Source organism: Acidaminobacter sp. QWL-03 (assembly GCF_058683855.1).
This window is the reverse complement of record NZ_CM178752.1, coordinates 509,742-531,859: the sequence shown is the minus strand read 5'-3', so window position 1 is coordinate 531,859 and position 22,118 is coordinate 509,742. Positions and strand designations below refer to the sequence as shown.

The 22,118-nt window shown below is 49.6% G+C and carries 19 protein-coding genes and 1 other annotated feature; of the genes, 4 read left to right on the top strand and 15 right to left on the bottom strand.

Annotation, left to right across the window (positions count from 1 at the left end; all coding sequences use genetic code 11):
• Positions 1–51 precede the first annotated feature (51 nt).
• From asnS to glsA, 3 genes are all read right to left on the bottom strand, one after another.
• The gene (asnS, locus tag AC4PHM_RS02315; protein ID WP_492019290.1) at positions 52–1,437 is read right to left on the bottom strand and encodes an asparagine--tRNA ligase; all 1,386 of its coding nucleotides are present in this window, start codon (positions 1,435–1,437) and stop codon (positions 52–54) included.
• An 84-nt stretch (positions 1,438–1,521) separates the two neighbouring features.
• Positions 1,522–1,771 (bottom strand) — a binding site (T-box leader).
• Positions 1,772–1,862: 91 nt separating this feature from the next.
• Positions 1,863–2,447 carry a helix-turn-helix domain-containing protein gene (locus AC4PHM_RS02310; RefSeq protein ID WP_291400637.1) on the bottom strand — a complete coding sequence of 195 codons (585 nt, stop codon included), beginning with the start codon at positions 2,445–2,447 and terminating at the stop codon, positions 1,863–1,865.
• Positions 2,448–2,562: 115 nt separating this feature from the next.
• Positions 2,563–3,462 carry a glutaminase A gene (gene glsA, locus AC4PHM_RS02305; RefSeq protein ID WP_492019289.1) on the bottom strand — a complete coding sequence of 300 codons (900 nt, stop codon included), beginning with the start codon at positions 3,460–3,462 and terminating at the stop codon, positions 2,563–2,565.
• 393 nt (positions 3,463–3,855) lie between these two features.
• Here glsA and modA point away from each other — a divergent pair, with 393 nt between their 5' ends.
• From modA to greA, 4 genes are all read left to right on the top strand, one after another.
• Entirely contained in the window at positions 3,856–4,707 is an 852-nt protein-coding gene (modA, locus tag AC4PHM_RS02300) for a molybdate ABC transporter substrate-binding protein (RefSeq protein WP_492019288.1), read from the top strand.
• 28 nt (positions 4,708–4,735) lie between these two features.
• A complete protein-coding gene (modB, locus tag AC4PHM_RS02295) occupies positions 4,736–5,410 on the top strand; it encodes a molybdate ABC transporter permease subunit (protein ID WP_492019287.1) in 675 nt (224 codons plus the stop codon).
• Between the two features lie 27 nt (positions 5,411–5,437).
• A complete protein-coding gene (locus AC4PHM_RS02290; protein ID WP_492019286.1) occupies positions 5,438–6,157 on the top strand; it encodes an ATP-binding cassette domain-containing protein in 720 nt (239 codons plus the stop codon).
• A 73-nt stretch (positions 6,158–6,230) separates the two neighbouring features.
• On the top strand, positions 6,231–6,698 hold the full coding sequence (greA, locus tag AC4PHM_RS02285) for a transcription elongation factor GreA (protein ID WP_492019285.1): 468 nt from the start codon (positions 6,231–6,233) through the stop codon (positions 6,696–6,698).
• 76 nt (positions 6,699–6,774) lie between these two features.
• On the opposite strand, the gene guaD is transcribed toward greA, so the two are convergent.
• The 12 genes from guaD to AC4PHM_RS02225 all read right to left on the bottom strand — a co-directional run bounded on the left by guaD (position 6,775) and on the right by AC4PHM_RS02225 (position 22,043).
• Entirely contained in the window at positions 6,775–8,046 is a 1,272-nt protein-coding gene (gene guaD / locus AC4PHM_RS02280; protein WP_492019284.1) for a guanine deaminase, read from the bottom strand.
• A 113-nt stretch (positions 8,047–8,159) separates the two neighbouring features.
• Positions 8,160–8,975 (bottom strand): pyrroline-5-carboxylate reductase, encoded by an 816-nt coding sequence (gene proC, locus AC4PHM_RS02275; protein ID WP_492019283.1) that lies wholly within the window; start codon positions 8,973–8,975, stop codon positions 8,160–8,162.
• A 269-nt stretch (positions 8,976–9,244) separates the two neighbouring features.
• Positions 9,245–9,889 carry a cyclase family protein gene (locus AC4PHM_RS02270; protein ID WP_492019282.1) on the bottom strand — a complete coding sequence of 215 codons (645 nt, stop codon included), beginning with the start codon at positions 9,887–9,889 and terminating at the stop codon, positions 9,245–9,247.
• Positions 9,890–10,133: 244 nt separating this feature from the next.
• Positions 10,134–11,642, bottom strand: coding sequence for a DUF1846 domain-containing protein (locus AC4PHM_RS02265; RefSeq protein WP_492019281.1), 1,509 nt, complete (start codon positions 11,640–11,642; stop codon positions 10,134–10,136).
• Between the two features lie 149 nt (positions 11,643–11,791).
• Complete coding sequence (locus AC4PHM_RS02260; protein WP_492019280.1) at positions 11,792–12,967, bottom strand: pyridoxal-phosphate-dependent aminotransferase family protein; 1,176 nt, start codon at positions 12,965–12,967, stop codon at positions 11,792–11,794.
• Positions 12,968–12,982: 15 nt separating this feature from the next.
• Positions 12,983–13,501: an ECF transporter S component gene (locus AC4PHM_RS02255; protein ID WP_492020445.1), complete on the bottom strand. Its 519-nt coding sequence runs from the start codon at positions 13,499–13,501 to the stop codon at positions 12,983–12,985.
• Between the two features lie 322 nt (positions 13,502–13,823).
• A complete protein-coding gene (gene hutH, locus AC4PHM_RS02250; protein WP_492019279.1) occupies positions 13,824–15,356 on the bottom strand; it encodes a histidine ammonia-lyase in 1,533 nt (510 codons plus the stop codon).
• A gap of 46 nt (positions 15,357–15,402) precedes the next feature.
• Positions 15,403–16,275, bottom strand: a complete 873-nt coding sequence (gene ftcD / locus AC4PHM_RS02245) for a glutamate formimidoyltransferase (RefSeq protein WP_492019278.1) — start codon at positions 16,273–16,275, stop codon at positions 15,403–15,405.
• A 25-nt stretch (positions 16,276–16,300) separates the two neighbouring features.
• Positions 16,301–16,882, bottom strand: coding sequence for a cyclodeaminase/cyclohydrolase family protein (locus tag AC4PHM_RS02240; RefSeq protein ID WP_492019277.1), 582 nt, complete (start codon positions 16,880–16,882; stop codon positions 16,301–16,303).
• A gap of 6 nt (positions 16,883–16,888) precedes the next feature.
• The gene (gene hutI / locus AC4PHM_RS02235; protein ID WP_492019276.1) at positions 16,889–18,178 is read right to left on the bottom strand and encodes an imidazolonepropionase; all 1,290 of its coding nucleotides are present in this window, start codon (positions 18,176–18,178) and stop codon (positions 16,889–16,891) included.
• A gap of 127 nt (positions 18,179–18,305) precedes the next feature.
• On the bottom strand, positions 18,306–20,021 hold the full coding sequence (locus AC4PHM_RS02230; protein WP_492019275.1) for an N-tau-methylurocanate hydratase: 1,716 nt from the start codon (positions 20,019–20,021) through the stop codon (positions 18,306–18,308).
• A 306-nt stretch (positions 20,022–20,327) separates the two neighbouring features.
• Positions 20,328–22,043 carry an N-tau-methylurocanate hydratase gene (locus AC4PHM_RS02225; protein WP_492019274.1) on the bottom strand — a complete coding sequence of 572 codons (1,716 nt, stop codon included), beginning with the start codon at positions 22,041–22,043 and terminating at the stop codon, positions 20,328–20,330.
• Between the last annotated feature and the right edge of the window lie 75 nt (positions 22,044–22,118).

Sequence of the window (22,118 nt, the reverse complement as noted above, 5' to 3'; positions counted from 1 at the left end):
TAAGAGCCCATTGACACCGTCTTTCAATATTTATTCAGTTTCAGCCAATTCCTAGAACTCCGCCGTCTTAACCGTACGTGGGAACGGAATGACGTCGCGGATATTGGTGATCCCTGTCAGGTACATGAGGATCCGCTCAAAACCCAGTCCGTAGCCTGCATGGCGGGTCGTGCCATACTTTCTAAGCTCGAGGTACCACCAGTAGTCCTCTACGTGAAGGTTCATATCTTTAATGCGCTGAACCAAGTTATCATAACGCTCCTCACGCTGTGAACCGCCTATGATCTCACCAACGCCCGGAACCAGCAGATCCATGGCCGCAACAGTCTTGCCATCTTCGTTCAATCTCATGTAGAAGGCTTTGATCTCTTTAGGATAGTTGATAACAAAGACAGGCTTCTTGAACACCTTTTCTGTCAGATAACGCTCGTGCTCTGTCTGAAGGTCCAGACCCCAGCTGACTGGATAGTCGAATACGACATCTGCTTTTTCGAGGAGCTCAATGGCTTCAGTATAAGTGACACGCGCAAAATCAGAGTTGACTACATGGGTCAGCCTTTCCACAAGACCTGTATCAATGCGCTCGTTGAAGAAGGCGATCTCTTCAGGACACTCTGCCATGACATACCTTATAATGTATTTAATCATGTCTTCCGCGATTTCCATATTGCCATTTAAATCCGTGAATGCCATTTCAGGCTCAATCATCCAGAACTCCGCTGCATGGCGGGCAGTATTGGAATTCTCTGCTCGGAATGTCGGACCAAACGTATAAGTATTTCTGAAAGCTTGCGCAAAAATTTCTGCCTCAAGCTGACCACTGACAGTCAGGTTCGTTTCTTTGCCAAAGAAGTCTTCAGAAAAATCGATCTCACCCGATTCAGTTCTTGGAGGATTTCCCAGCTCCAGCGTAGTGACGCGGAACATTTCGCCGGCGCCTTCTGCATCACTGCCAGTGACGATTGGAGTATGGGCGTACACAAAGCCTTTTTCCTGGAAAAAACGGTGAATGGCAAACGCCGCGACCGACCTGACGCGAAACGCTGCTGAAAAAGTATTGCTGCGCGGTCTGAGATGCGCGATTGTTCTTAAATACTCCAGGGTATGCCGTTTTTTCTGAAGCGGATAGTCCGCATCCGAGGTGCCTTCAATGACAATCTCAGTTGCCTTGATTTCAAAGGGCTGTTTAGCCTGTGGTGTCAGAATAAGTTCACCAGTGATAATCAGCGAGGTTGAAATTGGATACTTCGCTACTTCATCAAAATTCTCAAGAGTCTTGTCAAACACGATCTGTACGTTCCTGAAAGTCGTGCCATCATTTAATTCAATAAACCCAAAGTTCTTGCTGTCTCTGACGGTTCTGATCCAGCCGCCAACAGTAACCGACTGTCCAGCCAATTCATTGTAGCTGAGCATTAAATCTTTCATCAATTGCATGCAGATTCCTCCATATTTTTTTCATTTCTATTAAAAAATACATTGTTTCCTCCAACAAAAAAACCTTTCGCTCCTGCACTAATGACAAGGGACGAAAGGTTATTCGCGGTACCACCCTGATTGCTGAATCCCGTGACTCAGCCTCTCAAAACCCTGTAACGAAGGTCAGTCGCCTGAATCTACCGGCTGTGCCCGGCTTGTCATCAGCCGTCTTGCAAGCTTTCGGTCAGGAGCTCAAGGATGTTCTTCATGCGGTGACACGACGGCGGGCTCACACCATTCCCGCTTCGCTGGGGTCAGACAGTCGCATTACTCTTCCCTTCATAGCTATACACACTAAATTACAACTATTATAGTGTAAACCACTTCAATAGTCAAACAGTGCACAAGTGAAGATCTATGCCTATGCTGATCACACTTCGCCGCTAAAGCATAGGTTCTACAATCTCAGAGTGCTTAAAGCCATTTGGAACGTTGATGCAAAGCACTTTGACCATGCGGCTGGTATAGTTGGCCCAGTTGTGAACCGTATTGGACTCAAAGTGGGCACAGTCTCCCGGATATAGTTCAAAGCGTTCGTTGTTCAAATATAAGGTGAAGATGCCTTCCAGCACGTAAATGAATTCTTCCCCTTCATGTTGATAAGGCGAAAGCAGCTCATCCTCTGACTTAGGCAATATTTCGATGACGCGCGGCAAAATATCCCGGTTTTCCAGGTCATTGCTCAAATGATAGTGAATAAAGTGCGCACTGTCTACTCTGGCGACTTCTCGCTCAAAAGATCGCATGATGACGTCATTGCTTCTCTTTTTAAGCGGAAAGAAATAGGAAAGATCCACATCCAGCGCCCGAGCGATTTTTTCCAGAGACGTGATCGCCAGAGCTGTCAGTCCGCGTTCAACCTGAGAAAGAAATCCAATGGACAGTTCTGTCATTTCACTGAGTTCTTTCAAGGTCATTTTTTTGGATAAACGCAGATCCTTGATTTTATCTCCAATATTATTAGGCATAGTCACGCTCCATCTGTTAGACTTACTCTCATTATAAACCTATATTAAAATTATTTCCATGTTTTTACGTTATTTTTTAATCAAGTTAAACAATTTCCCTTATTTACCGTATTAATTAAAATATATTCAAATCAAAAGTGTCAGATAAATCCTTAAGCATTTTAATGCCTACCACTGAGTTCCCTTTGGAATCCAGCGCCGGTCCATAGACCCCTATGCCCATGCGCCCGGGTGCAACACCCATGATACCACCGCCTACGCCAGACTTCGCCGAGATGCCGACTTGTATAGCGAATTCCCCTGAGCCGTCATACATACCGCAGGTCAGCATATAGGCTTTTGCAATCTTGGCATATTCTCTTGGGAAAAGTTGTTCCCCAGTCTCATAGGATTTGCCGTCGAGAGCCAGCACCATGGCCATATTGGCAAGATCTGAGCATGTCAGGCTGACTGAGCACTGGCTGAAATAAACTTCCAAAACATCATTTGGATCCTGATCAAGGTTTTCCATGGCCCGAAGAAAATGTGCAATGGACCGGTTTCTGTGACCGGTTTCCTTTTCGCTCTGATATACCCTGCTGTCAATCTCAATACTGGAGTTATGAGCGATTTTCCTCATAAATGCGAGCAGACGTTCTATCTTATACGCTGGTGATTCCCCTCTAATCAAAGCAGCAATCGAAATTGCACCGGCATTAATCATAGGATTGAAGGGTTTGTGCTTTTCATAAGTTTCAAGTCGGATCATGGAGTTAAATGGATCGCCGGTGGGTTCTTTTCCAACTTTCTCAAAGATCTTGTCCGTCCCCCAGTCCATCAAAGCCAGGATCAGCACAATAGGCTTGGAGACACTTTGCATAGTGAATTTAACGTTGGCATCCCCTGCGCAAGTCAGACCGTCTTGTGTTCTGATACAAATTCCTATCCCATCAGGACTGACTTTAGCAAGCTCAGGAATATAGGTGGCAACTTTACCCTCTCTAGAGGACGGACCATATTTTTTTACCAATTCCAATAAGTAATCCTGCATCCATTGCGGCTTACCTATGCCAACACATAGTCAAGCCTTCTCTCCTTTTCAAAATATTTTTATGTAAGGAAGTTTCAAACCGGCAGAACATATTTTTCAACTGCATTTTAAGAATTTGCATTGTTACAAAAGACAATTTCAGTTGAATTAAACAAAAAAACATCTTTTTATATTCAATTCATCTATTACATCATAAATGCAAGGGGCTTTTATTTCAAGTGTTTTTCAATGAAACGCATGATAAGTTTTACTCACTGCCTCACTCTACCAGAATGGATCAATTCATGCTATAATAACATCAGAATTCGGCACGATCTCCCGTGCCGATTCCTTTTAGCCACCGTTATACTTTAAAATACATAACGAAGGAGCCTCCCCGTGAAGACGACGAACAACAGACCCAGTACCACCGGTACGTTATCAAGGGCAAACAATTATGAACCTTCCCGTTCACAGGATTTCCCCAAAATAAGATCCCTAATGCTGGTCCTCCTGGCTGCAGTCATCTTTACCCTCACCGGCTGCAGCACATCCAGCGAAAAAACAGAGCTCATTATGGGTGCCGCGTCTTCCCTCACAGAACCCTTAAATGAACTTTCTGAACTCTATGCTTCGAAAACCGGCGTCCTCCCCCAAATTTCTTTTGCGTCCTCAGGCACACTCAGAAAACAGGCTGAGGAAGGCGCGCCCTTTGACCTGCTTTTACTAGCCTCCTCCTCTGATCTTGACGCCTTGTCTGACGCGGGACTGCTTCTTGAGTCTTCGAGGCGTGACCTCTTAAGCAATCAAATTTGTTTTATCACCACACATTTAGAGATCCCCGCGTCACTCGAAACATTTCCGGACCTTCTCGAAGTGTCCGAACGCATCACTCTGGGCGACCCGTCCAGTGTCCCCGTGGGCAAATACGCTGTCCAGTCCCTAGAAAGCCTGGGCGTATCGCATCTGATTGAAGATAAGAAGCTCTATGCCAAGGACGCCCGACAAGTCCTTCAATATCTGAATTCAGGTGCTGTGGATGCCGGTTTTGTCTTCGCAACGGATGTCGCCCTGCTTGAAATTGAAGGTGCAGCGCTGACCCTGCCCGATCATACACATCAACCCATCCTGTATCCTGCCGCCCTTCTTTCAGATAATCCTGAAGCCGCGGCGTTCCTGAAATTCCTGAGCAGCGAAGAAGCCATTTCTGTTTTTAAGTCCTATGGTTTTTCCATTCCAGACCAAAATTGACGTCTTCACCCGAAAGCGAGTGATAACCTTGTCCCATCCCCTGATCCTCAGCGCTGTCCTCCTCTCTCTCAGAATAGCAGCCCTCTCGACCTTGTTCACCGGTGTTCTGGGTACCCTGCTCGCCCGCAAACTGTCTCAGACAAAAAAAACTTCCTTTAGAGTCCTTGAAACCCTGGTCGTTTTGCCGATGGTTTTACCACCCTCCATTGTCGGTTACCTGCTTCTTCTTGCTCTAGGAAAAAACAGCTGGCTGGGAGGCTTAATCTTTGCAGCCACTGGCAAAACACTCCTTTTTAGCTGGCCGGCCGCCGTCATTGCCGCAGTTATTGTCTCCCTCCCTTTGATGTATCAAAGCGCCCGCGCCGGTTTTCAAGGCGTGGACCAACGTCTCGAAAACGCCGCCAGGACATTGGGGGCTAACGAATGGCATATTTTCACCGAGATCACGCTTCCACTGGCTAAACCAAAACTGCTGACAGGGCTCGCGCTGTCTTTCGCTCGTGCCATTGGAGAATTTGGTGCAACTCTCATGGTTGCCGGAAATATTCCCGGTAAAACCCAGACCATTCCGACAGCACTTTATTTTGCAGCTGAGGGCGGTGACCACGCCACGGCTGACGCACTTATGCTGATCTCTTTATTTATTGGCATTACCGCCATGTTCAGTGTCAATTTCATTTTGGACAAATCCAGGACTCAATAGTTTAAATTAGTCAAAGGAGCCTTTTCCATGATAGACTTTCATCTCGTCAAACAGCTGAACGCCTTTACCCTGGATGTTGCGCACACCACAGAGTCACCATTTTTAATCCTGATGGGACCCTCAGGTTCAGGAAAAACGACTTTGCTTAATCTGATTTCCGGACTGACGACACCGGACAAGGGGTACCTTCGCCTGAACGGCAGACTCCTATTCGACCATGATACCGGGGTCTCCCTTCCGCCGCGAGATCGCCGCATTGGGTACATCTTTCAGTCACTGGCGCTGTTTCCTCATATGACCGTCCTGCAGAACGTCATGTTTGGAGTCCGACACAGACACCGAGGCGAGCTTCACAGTCAGATTCAAGAGAGGGTGATGGGCCGTGACCATCGGCAAAGCATTCACGAACAGTTGGACTTTCTGAAAATTGAGCACCTGTCTTCCAAATACCCGGCGGAGTTATCCGGCGGCGAACGCCAGAGAGTGGCCATAGCCCGTGCGCTTTCCTCGGAGGCAGACATTCTCCTTATGGATGAGCCCTTTGCTTCACTAGACAGGGCAAACAGGGACAATGCGATCCAACTTCTGCTTTCGGTCCAGTCCCATTATCAGAAGGCCATAATCCTCGTCACCCATAGTCCTGAAGAGGCGGACGCCTTCCCGGGAGATCACTTGGAGATCCTATGCGGCAAGCCTGTGAGCCTCAAAAGGCGGTCAGGTTTTCTTGACGATTCTGTAAATTCTTAATTAAATCTTAAAAAATGCTTAATTTTCATCTCACTTTCTGGTATGATGGACTCTGTATCGAAGGAGTGATCACTTGAAGAAACTCATTTTAACCAAGGAAGCAGTTGAAAAATTAGAGCGTGAGCTCGACCTGCTGATTGGAAAGCGCAAAGAAATTTCTGAAGAAATCAAGAAGGCCCGCGGTTTTGGCGACTTGTCAGAGAATGCTGAGTACCATGCCGCCCGCGAAGCCCAATCCTTGAACGAGACAGAGATTTTGAAGGTCAAAGGCATGCTTGAAAGCTATGAACTGGAGGATGCCGGAGATTACACGCATGATCAGGTCAGACTCGGATCACAGGTCGAAGTTCTTTACATCGAAAGTGGCGACCAGGATGATTTCACCCTCGTCACGAAAATCGAAGCGGATCCGTTTGACGGGAAAATTTCAAACGAATCTCCCATTGGTTCGGCCATTGTAGGCTGTAAAGCCGGGGATGTCGTCAATATTTTTACCCCAGGCGGCAGTGTCACTTTAAAAGTCCTGACAGTGACCAACTAAAAAAAGTAGTATGAAATGAGCGTCGGCCAGCTAAGGCCAAAAACTCAAGTCATACTGCTTTTTTATTTTTCGTCTATTATTTTGTAGGCTCCATGATCTCGTCACCCGAGACAAATCTCGAGACAATATCACGGTCATCCCCGATATACAGGAATCTCTGCAGGCGCTCTTCCAAGGTCCGTCCCTCTGTGACCCCCAAACGGTGATCGTCTATGACCAAAGCGTCAAATTCATAACCGGGCTCAAAGCTGCCCACCTTTCCAAAATAGGCGCCGCCGCCCTTGGTGCCAAGGTAGAATGCCTCGGAAGTGCTGAGCGGTGCCAAAGTACGGTCAGAGTTCAGCCAGGCGATCTTGGAAGCCTGAATGGCCGTGCTCATGACGCTGGCTATGGATACCTTGTGTCCGGCACCAACATCAGTCCCAAGGCCCACTTTTACGCCGGCGTTCAAAAACTTTCTAACCGGCATGATCCCACTGGCCAGGTTGTAGTTGGCATTTGGACAATGGGCAGCAAATACGCCAAGTTTAGCCATTTTTTCAATTTCCGCATCTGTATTGTGGACGCAATGGGCCAGTATGGTTTTATCGCCCAGCAAGCCATGGTCCTCATAGACCGCAGCATAGTCCGCACTCTCAGGATGCAGCTCTCTGACCCAGTCGACTTCAGCCTGGTTCTCTGAGATATGCGTCTGAACCGGCACATTGTACGCCGCGGCTAAGTCCCCCAGTGACCGCATCAGCTCAGAGGTGCACGTTGGCACAAACCTTGGCGTGATCAGAGGTTTGACTCTTGGATATAAGTTGACTGTGGCTTCGAGCCAGGCTTTTGTCGCTTCTATAGAGTCTTCGGTCGATTCTACAAGGAAGTCCGGACAGTTACGGTCCATATTGACCTTGCCCACATAAGCACCCAGGCCTGCCCTGTTAAAGATCGACATGAGAAGCTCTGTACTCTCCTTGTGGACGCTGCTGAACAGGACTATGCGCGTCGTTCCCTGACGCCATATTTCTTTGGCAACACGGGTATAGACAGACTCAGCGTAATCCAGATCAGAGTATTTGGCCTCTTCAGGAAATGTATAGTCTTCCAACCATGGCAGCAGTTCTTTGTCCAGCCCAAGTCCCAAATTTGGAAACTGGGGCGCATGGAAATGAAGATCAACAAATCCTGGAATGATCAGCCGGTCTCCCATATTGAAAACTTCAAGGGCTTCCAGATTCTCTGGCAAGGTCTTCAGGACCTCGACCACTTTGCCATCTTCCACAATAACTGCGCCATTTTCACAGATCTCAAAACGGTCCGGATTTTTTGTATATAGGATATGTCCCTGATATGCTTTAGCCATCACACAACGCTCCTTAACCTTCGTTTAGATACACGAACATTGTAACAGAAAGTTGCAAACAGCTCAAAAAAATCTGAGGTTTACCACATATTGTCTTGTATAAAAGTAACAAACTAAGGTTGCTGACCCTTCATCATCTGCTCAACGCGCTTGGTTCCAGCTTCCATAGCATTCATAATCGTCGCTCTGAATTTGTCATTTTCAAGACTTTTCAGCGCGACAATAGTTGTACCGCCTGGTGACGTAACCAGATCCTTCAGCTCACCGGGATGTTTTCCTGTATCGAGCACCATGCGCGCGGAGCCTTCCACAGTCAAGGCTGCCATTTTGTAGGCCAGATCCCTGGGAAGTCCCTGCATGACGCCGCCGTCTGCCATTGCCTCAATTAAAACGTAGATATAGGCTGGCGCAGATGCACTGATGGACGGAACAACATACATGAGTTTTTCCTCAATTTCCACCACTTCACCGACACATTCGAAAAGTCCACGGCAGAATGCCATTTCTTCAGCACTGAGACCCTCGCCATAAGAGATTGCGGTTAAGCCCTTGTTGACGAGGGCTGGTGTATTGGGCATGGTAATGACTGCTTTGACACTGGGATCAATCCAGCGTTTGAGGTGCTCTGTGCCTATGCCCGCCGCAATGGAGATAATGACCGTGTCCTTCGAAATGAAATCGCGAACTTCTGCCAGCATGGCCGCATACTGATAGGGCTTTATAGCCAGGAGCAGATAATCTGCGCCGCTCACACAGTCATAAGGATTGTCAGGCAGTTCAAGACCAGGGTAGTTTTCACCCAGGGCTTTGCGTCGTTCAGGTTTTCGATCATACACTGAAAACTCGGATGTCTTGAGCCTCTCTGCTTTAAGTACGCTTTGCAGCAATATTTTTCCCATATTGCCGCAGCCAATCATAGCTAGCTTCATAGTTGCGGAACGCAGGTCTGACCTTTGATCTCGTTATCACAAGATCTAGTACAACATTCTTGAAATATCTATGCAAAAAAACGTAAAACCTGCTGGCAATATTCAGGCTTAACATTCATTTTTTATTGCACAGTTATTTCCGGAATGTACTACTAGTGTCAAAGTCACTGGCGTTCCTTCCTCCCTTCTGTCTACCCAGTCAGATCTTTTGGGTAAAGGTCGCTGCCGGTCCGGCGTCTCAGTCCCCAATAGAATTTTTTTGTTAGCATCTAACAATTTTTTGACAATTCGTGATCGATCAGCGCAAAGGCGCGAACTGGAGAACCATCGGCATCCTCAAGTCTTAAAGGCATGGCGCTGAAAAGAAAATGCTCAGGCAGCTGATCCAATCCCTTCAGATTCTCTATGAGCACTTTGTCACTGCCAAGCAGCTCAAGGTGTACTTCAAAACTCACCGAGTCCATTGGATCAATGGAAATTGCGTCAACTCCGACGCCTTTGAGCGGAAGTCTTGAAAGCCATTTTGCCGCTTCTGGAGTGAGTGCAGGGAACGCGCCAAAATAGTTTTCAGATCCCCAATATTGATCCCAGCCCGTCCAGAGAATCAGAAATTCAGTTTCAGGCCGGATCAGGGACTCCAGGTGATGTTTCTCTATCCGTTGAAGTCCTCTGGCATCCACTTTTGCAGCAGGTCCAAAAAAAGCCGACGCCGGAACCTGGTCCAAAGTCCATCCCTGAGCAATCATATGGGCCGGTGCATCCATGTGAGTCCCTGTATGTGAATACATATGAAGCTTTTTCTCCCGAAAGCCATCCTTCTCGAGGGTATTCGCCGCCTCGAGAACTGGAGGCTCTGTCCCCGGAAAAACAGGCATACCTTCTTTGATCAGATGTGTCAGATCCACAATTTTCATAAGCATCCCCCAACTTCTATAGAGAAACTCCGGCAGCGAAATGGATTTTATAAACGTTTTGGCTGTACGCTGTCGATAAAGTATACATACACATTATTCTACATAATATCACTTTCAGAGCCCCTTGAGAATGGCCAAAATTAAAAGATCCCATCAAAATCCCAAAATTCGATGATCCTAATAACAGCAAATGCCACACCCAACTGAGACGGATGCGGCATTTGCAATTGATATATTTATGCTTCTAGTTATTGTAGTACAGGCTCTCTGACGGATACTCCGGATCACAAGTCAGATCGATCCCTATCTTTCTGAAGGTCTGCTCGTCATTGACGCTGAGGATAGTCGTGGAGTGGGCCTGACAGCCTTTCATCATGGAAAGCTTGTCCAGGGCCACTTGCGCCGTAGGGTTTGTCGCTGCGGAAATACTGAGGGCTATCAGAATTTCTTCGCAATCCAGGAGCGTATTGCGGCTTCCCAGCTTGTTGGCTTTCAGATCGACAATTGGCTCCAGGATGACCGGAGAAATGAGGTGAATCTCATCCGAAATATTGGCCAGATGCTTGATGCCGTTCAGAAGCGCCGCCGCTGAACCGTCCATGAGGTTGGAGGTTCTTCCGGTGACAATGGTGCCGTCATGCAGCTCCAGTGCCACAACCGGTGACAGCTCGTTCTTGCTGGACTGTTTTCTCAGTCTGGCAGAATACTCTCGTGCCGGCATGACGACTTTTCGGTCTTCCTCTTTCAGGTTGAGCTCTTCCATGATCAGCTTGACACGATTGGAGACCTCTTTTTCAACAAAGCCTTTTTTGTACTCAGTGCTCGTCTTAAAGTATCTGCGGATGATTTCCTGGCGGGAAGCTTCCTTGACCACTTCATCATCTATGATTCCAAAGCCAACGCGGTTGACGCCCATATCCGTAGGAGATTTGTAAACGGCCGCTTCACCGGTGATTTTTTCAATGATTCTTCTCAACACCGGAAACATTTCAATGTCTCGGTTATAGTTGACCGTGACTTCATTGTAGGCATCAAAGTGGAAGGAATCTATCATGTTGACATCCTTCAGATCCGCGGTTGCCGCTTCATAGGCGATATTGACAGGATGCTTCAGCGGCACGTTCCAAATTGGGAATGTCTCGTATTTTGAGTAACCGACCGTGCGGCCAAGTTTATGTTCATGATAAAGCTGGCTCAGACAAGTCGCGAGTTTGCCGCTTCCAGGTCCTGGCGCCGTGACCAGTACAATAGGTTTTGTCGTGACTATATAGGGGTTCTTGCCGTAGCCTTCGTCGCTGACAATAGTGTCCACATCCGTTGGATAGCCCTTAGTGGCAGAGTGCTTGTAGACCTTGATGCCGCGTCTTTCAAGGCGATTTATGAAAAGCGTGGTGGCCGGCTGATTGTCGAAGCGCGTGATCACGACACTGTTTACGTCCAGTTCAAAAGCTCTGAGGTCATCGATCAGCCTCAGGACATCCAAGTCATAAGTAATGCCAAAGTCGCCCCGGATCTTGTTTCTTTCAATATCACCCGCGTAGACACAGATGATGACCTCAATCTTGTCCTTCAGGTGGTGCATCAGCTTGACTTTAGCGTTTTCGTCGAAGCCGGGCAGTACGCGCTTTGCGTGAAAGTCGCCCAGGAGTTTGCCCCCGAATTCCAAATACAGCTTATCATAGTTGTTGACGCGCTCAAGAATATACTTCGATTGTTCTTCGATGTACTTGTTGTGGTCGAACCCGATTTTCAAGACAATACCCTCCCATTAATCCGCTTGCTGTGCGATCCCGCTCCTCAATTAAAGTAATATTATCACACAGCCATTGCGGAATGTAAAGGGAATATGCCAGCCCCCGGAGGTTAATTCGAATTATTTTTATCCGAACACTCTGCTTGATTTCAGCACGCCTTTAAGTCCTCCTGTTGTTGCACCAGCAGCGCACGAAAGACTTCGGAGTATCGTCCCTTTCCAACTATTGCACCCATAGTTTCGAAGGACGCCTGAAGTGCATCCAGCGCTGCTGCGATCTTATCAGCAGAGAGGTTTTCCCCCATATGACCAATTCGGAAGATCCTGTTTTCAAGAAAATTGAAGCCACCGCCTATAAGAACGCCGTGGATCGTCTTCATTTGGTCAAACAATGTCTTAAAGTCCACCCCAGAAGGCAAAAGCACCGTCGTCACCGTATTGGACTCATGATCGAGGGCAAATAGCTCAAAGCCGAGCTGTTTAAAGGTGCCGCGCACTGCCTCCGCAAAGAGTTTGTGACGCTCCGCCAGCGTCTCCACCTCAAGTCGCTCCGCAGCTTTTTTCAGCGCTATCAACATTTGAACCGGCTGCGTATAAGGAAACGATTTTTTCTCGTAGTAATCCAGCCAGATCGACAGGTTGGCATAATAGGAGGCAATAGGTGTTGTTCGCCCCTTGATGCGCTCCACAGCCCTTTGGCTCAGGGTCACCGTGCTCAGGCCGGCAGGTCCGGAAAGCACCTTCTGGGATCCGCTGAGGACCACATCAAGCCCCCAGGCGTCCACGCTCAGCGCTTCCCCGCCAAAGGACGAGACTGCGTCCACAATAGACAGGATGCCATGCCGGTTCAGTACTTTGCCGATGGTCTCCAGATCATTCGTAATCCCCGACGGCGTCTCGCAGTGCACCACGGTCGCTGCTTTAAACGGTCCGTGGTCCATTATGAACCGGTCCAGCTTGACCGCGTCTATTCCCCTGCGCAGATCCCCCTCATACAGCAGCGTCTCAGCGCCATACATCCTTGAAAAATCATCAAAGCCTCTGCCAAAAATGCCATTGGAAATGGTAAGCACCCGGTCACCTGGCTCAATCATTGAGGCGCAGGCAGCTTCAAGTCCCAATATGCCTTCCCCTGCCAAGATAAAGGTGGGACCAGAAGCGTTCATTTTTCTTGAGAGGTCTTGACAAAGGATCCTGTAAAATTCCAGAAAATCCGAATCCAAATCAGGATTAGTTTCATAGAGGGAGAGAGCACCAAGGACATCCGGATGCATCTGCGTAGGACCCGGTGTCATAATCAAGTAGGGCTTTTCATTTTTTCGCATAAGTGTCACCTGCCCCTATCTCATTAATTTTATGACGTTGCCTTTTAGCATTTTTGAAAACGGAATGGCAATGAGCGCGCCTAACCCGAGCTGAGTCAGATTGCCCGGAATAGACGTCACCGGCGCGATCCAGCTGCCGTACAGGATCCCCTCTGTCGCATAATAACCCGCCAGCATCCAGATGCCCCCGAGGATAATTGCGGCAGGCGCTTTCCACCAGGCCTTCTCAAATCCTTCAGAAAAGCGTCCGATCATATAACCCATAACACCCCTGACTACGAAAGTAAAGGGCGCCCATGCGACCCAGCCCGAAACCAGGTCAAATAAGCCCATTCCTACCGCACCTGCCATGGCGCCTTTTTTCTTTCCAAAGACGAGAGCGACCGTAAACAGAGCTACGTTGCCCATATGGACCAGGCCGCCATTCAGGGAGATAGGAAGTCTGATCTGAATCAAATAGGTGCTGACAAAGACGAGAGCGATCAGTAATCCATTAAGTGTGACCTCTTTAGCGATGGATCTGGGTTTTTCCATTGTTCCCGTATGCCCCACGACGCCTTTTGAATCCATAGTGCCTTCTGCTGCCAATTGTGCTTGAACCTTAACTTCTGTCATTTTTACACCCCACTAGTATTGTCTTGAATTCATTATACATACAAATTGGGTAAATAGAAGTGTTTTATAGATACAATTCGACGATGCAAGATAGTGTATGCATACAATTATGTTGAAGATGGTGTCTGATGTGGAAGAGAGTGTTGATAGGTATCAGCCCCTTACACTTTCTTCCACAAAAAAAGAGGGGGCGTCAGCCCCCTCCATGGAAGAAGGTGTCAGACACCCTCTTCCGCCCATTTTACTCCAGTTCTCCTACGGCAGCTTCCACCGCACTCACTAATGCACCACTGTGAATCAAAGACACGGACTGGTCCATATCCGGGTAGATGATTCGATCGCTTTCCATAAACGTAACACTGGCGCGGATAGTTTCATACGCCGCACGGCTGCCTTTGCCGAGGCGTTCTTTGTCTTTGAAGTCAACGGCTTGCGCCGCGCAGAGCCATTCGATACCCAGGACATATTCCACGTGCCCCAAGATCTCTCTTGCTTTTCTCGCCGCAATGGTCCCCATACTGACGTGATCTTCCTGATTGGCAGAAGTCGGTATGGAGTCTACGCTGGCCGGGTGGGCCAGGATCTTGTTCTCAGAAACAACTGCCGCTGCAGCGTATTGAGGCACCATAAAGCCGCAGTTGAGACCCCCGTTTTTCACAAGGAATGCAGGAAGTCCACTCAAAGTCGGATTGACCAGTCTTTCAATCCGGCGTTCTGAAACGTTCCCCAACTCCGCGACGGCAATGCCCAGCGTGTCCATGGCAATAGCCACTGGCTGGCCGTGGAAGTTCCCTCCGGAAATCACAGCCGCTTCCCCGTCAGGAAAGATGAGCGGATTGTCTGTGGCTGCGTTGATCTCATTTTCAATAACCTGCCGCACGTACTCATAGGCAGGTCTGCTGGCACCGTGGATCTGTGGCACACAACGGAGCGTATACCCATCCTGCATCCTCTGCTCACCTTGAGAGGTGGTCAGCGTGCTGCCCTCCGAAAGTCTCAGAAGGTTTCGGGCGACAGCTTCCTGCCATTTTTGGTTGCGTGCTTGGTGAACTCTAGGATCAAAGGCGTCCTTAATGCCCTCCAGAGCTTCAACTGTCAGCGTCGCGACAATATCCGCCGTCTTGAGGAGATTCAGGGCGTCGTAAACTGTCAAAGTCGCTACGCCCATCATAGCGCAGGTGCCGTTGATCAAAGCCAAGCCCTCTTTAGCCTTGAGCGACACCGGTGCTATACCGGCTTTAGCCATGGCTTCAGCGCCAGGCATGACAACACCCTCATACTCCGCTTCACCCTCGCCCATCATGACGAGAACCAGATGGGCAAGCGGACAGAGATCCCCGCTGGATCCCACAGAGCCCTTTTCGCGAATAATTGGATGCACGCGTTTATTGACCATTTCAATCAGGGTTTCCACAGTAGAAAGCCTAATCCCGGAAAATCCCTTGGCCAGAGCATTAGCCCTGAGCACCATAATGGATCGGACGATCTCTGTATCAAACGGTCGTCCAATGCCGACCGCATCCGCATAAATCAGGTTCTTCTGAAGTTCATCCAGCTGGTCCCCCGTAATGGCCACATCGCTGAATTTGCCAAATCCGGTATTCAGACCATAGATGGCTTTACCTTCCGCAATAAATTTTTCCACACACGCTCGGGATTTGTTGATTCGTTCTTTGGCATCCTCCGCAAGTACTGCCGGTTTGCCAAAGCGCGCTATATCCACAACGTCCTCAAGACTGACGTTATTGCCATCCAAAATTATAAACTCTGCCATTGTATCTCCTGCCTTTCTATTTTAAAGAGAGCTGCATCAACGGATTCTAATAAAGCTGCTCCATATTAAAGCTGTAGCATCTGAGATAGAACTTCATCATGTCCTCCAGGGCCATCACCGGAACCGGACCTACAAGCTCGGTATCCGCAATCAGGATCCCTCTGCTCTCCGTCTCCGATTTAATAGTCTCAAATACACGGTGAATAGGCGTCTTTTGATACTGTGTCAGGTTCATGGAGATTTGAACCATTTTCTTATCCGGAATCTCAAGCGCAATCGCTCTGACATTCTGATAGCCGCCTGTCGCCGCACGTACTGCTTTGACGATCTGCTTGGCCGCCGCCAAATCATCCGTTCTGAGGTTGACGTTAAAGGCCACCAGAGGGAACCTGACGCCCGTCACAGTCGCACCGCTCTTTGGTACAAACTCAAACGGACCTTCATCCGGCCGCCACGCTTCCTTGGTCATTTTCTCAGGGAAGGATTCATACTCACCGCGCCGGATGTCGACCAGACTCTTGCGCTCAGGTTTGGTCGCTGCCTCTTCATAGTAGTAGACCGGTACGCCGAGGCTTCCCAGGAAAGCGCCAAAAGCACGTGCGACTTCAAGGGCCTCCTCTTGAGTGACATCCCTCGCCGGAATAAAGGGGACGACATCTACCGCGCCCATTCTAGGGTGCGCGCCAGTATGCTTTGTCATATCGATCAACTCGATCGCTTTCGCTGCGAGACGTTTAGTCCCTTCCAGCACTTCCTCAGGCTCCCCGCTGTAGGTGAAGACGGTCCTGTTGTGATCCTTATCTGAGTTGACCTCAAGAAGACGGAGCACTGCGCCTTCCATCAGCACGGATTTCATTTCTTCTATCCATCCTAAATTTCTGCCTTCGCTGACATTGACTTCTGCCAATAACACTTTCACTTGTATTACCTCCCGGATCTCATTATTATAATCTGCTGTTTAAATGAATAATATAGTTCTTGAGGGCTTCGATCTGCCCGGCATCTTTGATGAGGGGCATGTTGGCTTCCATGTTCATGATGCACCCTTTCACGCCAATCTCAGAGAGCTGCAGGCCAATCAGAAGATCTGAACCCGCCGCCGGGTTCGAGACATTCTTGATCTTTCTTCCAAGTTCAAGTACTTCAAGGGCTTTTTTCGCGTTTTCATAAGGCGTCAGCGCCGCCTGAACCGCAGCATCATTAATGGCTTTCGCCCTGGCCTGCTTTTCGTCATCTGTTTCTTTTGGCAGACCGAAGGCCGCCTTGATCATGGCAAAGGCCGCCATGTCGTCCAGCGATCCCTGCATCAGCCCGGGCGCCAGGACGTCACAGCGCTCCGCCACTTCCAGGTGCGCCTCTGCGCTAAGTCCGTAATCCTTTTTCGTCGACAGCCTGGCCACCATGCCAATCAGTCCGGCTGCCATGGCTGCCGAAATTGCTGACGCGGATCCGCCACCTACCGTAACGTCCTGGGTATCCAGGATTAAATCCAGTGCTTTATAATTGAATGTCTCGTTTTGATTCATTATTTCTCACCTTTCTGCAGCTAATCGACCGACTATCGGCTGCCCGTTTTTGATCACCGTCTCCACGAGGTTGGTCCCCTGACGGTAGATGATGTTTTCGTACCGATCCGTGCTCCAGACCTGAAGGTCCGCGCGTTTGCCCACTTCAATGCTGCCCCTGTCCTCCTGCAGTCCAAGTGCCAGTGCCCCGCCGATGGTCGCTGCCCGAATCGCTTCCTCCGGTGTCATGCCATGGCGTCTGCAGGCGAGGACCAGAATCCACGCCATGGATTCCACATAATTCCCGGGATTAAGGTTTGTCGCAAGGGCGAGCGTCATACCTGCCTTCAGCATCAGACCCGGCTGAGTAAGGACAGGATGTTGGACGTTGAAGTCCGTCCCCGGAAGCAAGACGCCGGGGATCCCGGCCGCCGCCATTTTTTCCATAATGTCATAGGTCGTGTAATTTAAGTGATCCGCAGAAAGCATGCCCATCTCAATAGCAAGCTCTGATCCGCCAATCAAAGAGTAGGCATCCGTATGGATTTTTGGCTTCATCCCGAAATCCAGCGCCCTTGAGAGGATTTTCTCAGACTCCGCGGCGGTGTAGTAACCGTCATCACACCAGACATCACAGGCTGTGGCTAGGCCGTAGCGGCCTACTTCCGGAATCATCTCCGAAAGCAGAATATCCATGTAGTCCTCTTTTTTCATGTCATGCGGCCAGCCGTGAGCGCCAAGAAATGTCGCGTGAAGATCAACGGGCTGCAGTGCTTTCAATTTCTGAATGACTCTGAGCTGCTTGAGCTCATGGGCGGCGGTGAAGCCGTAACCGCTTTTGATTTCAGCTGTCGTTATCCCTGACGCCATGAGGTTTTTGAGTCTGAGTCCGGCGCTCTCAACAAGGGCTTCTTCTGTCGCCTCTCTGGTCATAGCCATGGAGGCTGCAAGTCCTGTTGGGATGCCGCGTTTCTTCAAGGACTCAGCGTCACCCCTTGGTAGTTTGGCCACATATTCATCGACGCGGGAGCCGCCAAACACCAAATGGGTGTGGCAGTCGACAAACCCCGGCGCCAGAACTTTTCCTGCAAGTGAAACTTCTAAAAGGTTGCTGAAGTCAAGGCCGCTGGTATGTCTGAAAGCTTCGAGCGCTTTCGCCCCTCGTCCTACACCTGCAATGCGGTCGCCTGTGATGACGACCCAACCATCGGCAATGACTTCAAGGCGACTTGGATTGCTGCCGGCGCAGGTCAGCAGCTGTGCTGCGTCCTTCAGAATGAGGGTGGCCTTTTTAGGGGATTCAACCGGAATGTTCATGTGAAACCATCCTTTTTTTACGTGTGACTTTGTTTAATCAAAGAAACCGGCGATGCGTCGCACATCGCCGGTCGTGGTCAATGAACCGCTGAAATCAGCCTATCATTTTGGTATTTGCGAGTTTTGACTATCTTGGAGGCATACCTGTTGGGCCAAAGGTAACTTTGTCCGCAGGCTCCCACCAGAGCGGTACTTTGATGCTGTCTTTGGTCAGTTTGCCCTTACCGTTGGCGACATCTTTTGCAGTCTCGTAGCCAGCTTGCGCGTGGCGGATAACGCCTATGCCGGAGTCAACAGTCAGAGATGCTTCAAGTCTGAGATCCGCCTCTTCTGTGCCGTCTGCGATCATGGTGACGCCGGTGTGAACCGCTTCACCCATGGAGTAGTTCGCCTGGATGGCGATCAGGTCGCAGCCTGCAGCGCAATTGAGGAGGCCATTCAGGTATGGCCAGTCGGAGATCAGGTCACCGCCGTCTTTCATGTTCTCGGATTCAAAGGTTGGGTTCACTATAGAGCCGGAGTCGAGATTGTCGCGGGAGAACGCCACCGGACCCTTGATTTCGCCCTTTTTAATGAGGTCGTTGACAGCAAGGCCAAACGCCTTACGCTGTCCGAAGCCCATGTAGCAGATTCTCGCTGGAAGTGCCTCAATTGGGAGGTGCTTTCTGGCAAGCTTGATCCAGCGCTCTACGAGCGGATCGCCGGCGCAGATTTCAAGAGCGAGATCGTCGAGTCGGGCGAGGTCGGAGGCTTCACCGGAGATGCAAGTCCAGCGAAATGGTCCGCGGCCTTCGCAGAAGAGCGGACGAATGTAGGCAGCGACAAATCCTAGGATCTGCTTTGCCTCTTCAGGCGGCATGCCTGCGTCCATACACTCTTTGCGGATGCTGGTGCCGTACTCGAAGACTTCAGCACCTTTCTTGGAAAATGCGATCATAGCTCGAAGCTGACGGATCATAGTGGCGCGAGCGTCTTCAAGGTAAGCTTTTCTGTCGCGGGCACGGTATTCATCAGCTTGCTCGCCTGTATAACCGGATGGAATATAAGAAATAGGGTCATGGCAAGGGCACATTTCGCTGACTATGTCTGGTTGGAAGCCCTTTTCGTAAGCTTCCCAATAGATATCCGCAGCGTTGCCTACGATACCGATTGAAAGCGGTTTCTTGGCTGCGGCATGCTCTTCTGCAATTTTTCTTGCTTCATCAAAGGAATAAACATATTGGTCCAAATAATTCTTTTCAATTCTGCGTTTGAGGACACGCTCGTCCGCGTCGACGATGATCGCGACGCCGCCATGCATTTTCATTGCCCAGCTCTGATTTCCACCCATGCCGCCTGCGCCGGCTGTCAAGTAGATTTTTCCGCCAAGATCGTTGTCAAAGCGTTTAATTGCAATGGCGGAAAGCGTCTCAAAAGTGCCCTGAATGACGCCTTGTGTGCCAATATATTCCCAAGGCGCAGCAGTGTATTGAGCGAACATGGTAAGATTCTTGTCTTGAAGGTCATAGAAGACTTCCCAGGTTGCCTTCATGATGTTGGTGGTCGCCATGACAACGCGAGGTGCCAGCTTGTGGGTCTTAAAGATCGCCACAGGCATACCGGACTGAATGACGAGGGTCTCGTTGTCCTCAAGCTCCTTAAGGGACTTGACGATCGCGTGATAGGATTCCCAGTTGCGGGCGCATTTGCCATTGCCGCCGTAGATGACGAGAAGCTCAGGGATTTCGGCGTTTTCCATATTGTTTTCGAGCATTCTGAGTATGGTTTCCTGCTTCCAGCCTTTGCAGCGTAATGTGTCACCGCGCTGTGCCTTTACCGAATAAAGAATCTCTGCGTTTGCCACTTTAACGTCCTCCTTATAATCATGAAAGTGTGAGTTGTTGCTCACTGTTTATATAAGCAAGTCGTGTGCCAACTGACCGAAAATTTTGAAATTTCTCTGTAACTATTGGAATTAGTGGATTCTATAGTATGGGTGTTTTTTGATAATAGTGAAGGTGTCTAATTTTTATACATTTCATCTCTAGAAAATAGTGAAATTAGGTGTAAAATTTCTTACATAGTTGTATATATTTTATACACTCTTAATGGCTCGGTGTGAAACTCGGTGTCAGACACCGAGTTTCATCCATACACCGAGTTTCTTCTGCTATCTCGGCGGCATTCCAGTAGGACCAAAGGTCACCTTGTCAGCCGGCTCCCACCAGAGCGGCACTTTAATGCTGTCGGTAGTCAGCTTGCCTTTGCCGTTGCAAACGTCTTTAGCTGCCTGATAGCCCGCCTGCGCGTGACGAATGACGCCTATGCCCGAGTCGACTGTCAGGGATGCCTCAAGGCGAAGATCTGCCTCTTCTGTGCCGTCCGCGATCATGGTGACGCCGGTGTGAACCGCTTCACCCATGGAATAGTTCGCCTGGATGGCGATCAGATCGCAGCCCGCTGCGCAGTTGAGGAGGCCGTTCAGGTATGGCCAGTCGGAGATCAGATCGCCGCCGTCCAACATATTTTCAGACTCAAAGGTTGGGTTGACAATGGATCCGGAGTCGAGGTTGTCTCTGGAGAATGCCACAGGACCCTTGACTTCGCCTTTCTTGATGAGGTCGTTAACCGCGAGGCCAAAGCGCTTACGCTGACCGAAGCCCATGTAGCAGATTCTTGCAGGGAGTGCCTCAATAGGCAGATTCTTTCTGGCAAGCTTGATCCAGCGCTCTACAAGCGGATCGCCGGCGCAGATTTCAAGGGCAAGGTCGTCGAGACGAGCGAGGTCGGAGGCTTCTCCGGAGGTGCAGATCCATCGGAAAGGACCGCGGCCTTCGCAGAAGAGCGGGCGAATGTACTCAGAGACAAAGCCAGGAATCTGTTTCGCTTCCTCAGGCGTCATGCCTGCGTCCATACACTCCTTGCGGATGCTCGTGCCATACTCAAAGACCTCAACGCCTTTCTTGGAGAAGGCGATCATGGCGCGCAGCTGCTTCTGCATGGACTCACGGGCATCCGCCAGGTAAGCCTTTCTGTCGCGGGCACGATACTCATCCGCCTGCTCACCCGTATAACCAGCCGGGATATAGGAAATAGGATCATGGCACGGACACATTTCGCTGACAATATCCGGCTGGAAGCCCTTTTCATAAGCCTCCCAGAAAATCTCAGCCGCGTTGCCCACGACACCAATGGATAACGGCTTCTTGGCCGCAGCGTGCTCTTCTGCGATTTTTCTCGCTTCATCAAAGGAATGCACCATCATGTCCATGTAGTTCTTGTCAATTCTGCGCTGAATGACACGCTCGTCCGCGTCGACGATGATCGCGACGCCGCCGTGCATCTTCATGGCCCAGCTTTGGTTGCCGCCCATGCCGCCCGCACCGGCTGTCAGATAAATTCTTCCGGAAAGGTCATTGTCGAATCGCTTGATTGCAATGGCAGACAGGGTCTCGAAGGTCCCCTGAATAACCCCTTGTGTGCCGATGTATTCCCAAGGTGCCGCCGTATAGTTGGCAAACATGGTGAGGTTTTTGTCCTGAAGGTCATAGAAAGTCTCCCAGGTCGCTTTCATGATATTGGTGGTCGCCATGACGACGCGCGGTGCGAGCTTGTGCGTTTTAAAGATCGCCACCGGCATGCCGGACTGAACGACTAAAGTTTCATTATCCTCCAGTTCTTTGAGAGACTGAACGATCGCATGATAGGACTCCCAGTTACGGGCGCATTTGCCGTTTCCGCCGTAAATGACGAGAAGCTCAGGAATTTCTGCATTCTCCATATTGTTTTCGAGCATTCTGAGGATGGTTTCTTGCTTCCAGCCTTTGCAGCGAAGTGTATCTCCGCGCTGCGCCTTAACCGAGTAAAGAATTTCTGCGTTTGCCACTGATGGTTCCTCCTTTTATTGGGTGTTTAATGGGTTCTTGTTTCATGCCAATCTATATACGCAAGTGACGTGCCA

Excerpts from the sequence above, each read along its gene's own strand:
- guaD (WP_492019284.1), bottom strand. The coding sequence starts at position 8,046 with ATGGCTAAAGCATATCAGGGACATATCCTATATACAAAAAATCCGGAC.
- AC4PHM_RS02290 (WP_492019286.1), top strand. The coding sequence starts at position 5,438 with ATGATAGACTTTCATCTCGTCAAACAGCTGAACGCCTTTACCCTGGAT.
- AC4PHM_RS02255 (WP_492020445.1), bottom strand. The coding sequence starts at position 13,501 with ATGGAAAAACCCAGATCCATCGCTAAAGAGGTCACACTTAATGGATTA.
- AC4PHM_RS02240 (WP_492019277.1), bottom strand. The coding sequence starts at position 16,882 with ATGAATCAAAACGAGACATTCAATTATAAAGCACTGGATTTAATCCTG.
- AC4PHM_RS02270 (WP_492019282.1), bottom strand. The coding sequence starts at position 9,889 with ATGAAAATTGTGGATCTGACACATCTGATCAAAGAAGGTATGCCTGTT.
- AC4PHM_RS02260 (WP_492019280.1), bottom strand. The coding sequence starts at position 12,967 with ATGCGAAAAAATGAAAAGCCCTACTTGATTATGACACCGGGTCCTACG.
- asnS (WP_492019290.1), bottom strand. The coding sequence starts at position 1,437 with ATGCAATTGATGAAAGATTTAATGCTCAGCTACAATGAATTGGCTGGA.
- proC (WP_492019283.1), bottom strand. The coding sequence starts at position 8,975 with ATGAAGCTAGCTATGATTGGCTGCGGCAATATGGGAAAAATATTGCTG.
- AC4PHM_RS02310 (WP_291400637.1), bottom strand. The coding sequence starts at position 2,447 with ATGCCTAATAATATTGGAGATAAAATCAAGGATCTGCGTTTATCCAAA.
- hutI (WP_492019276.1), bottom strand. The coding sequence starts at position 18,178 with ATGAACATTCCGGTTGAATCCCCTAAAAAGGCCACCCTCATTCTGAAG.
- hutH (WP_492019279.1), bottom strand. The coding sequence starts at position 15,356 with ATGGCAGAGTTTATAATTTTGGATGGCAATAACGTCAGTCTTGAGGAC.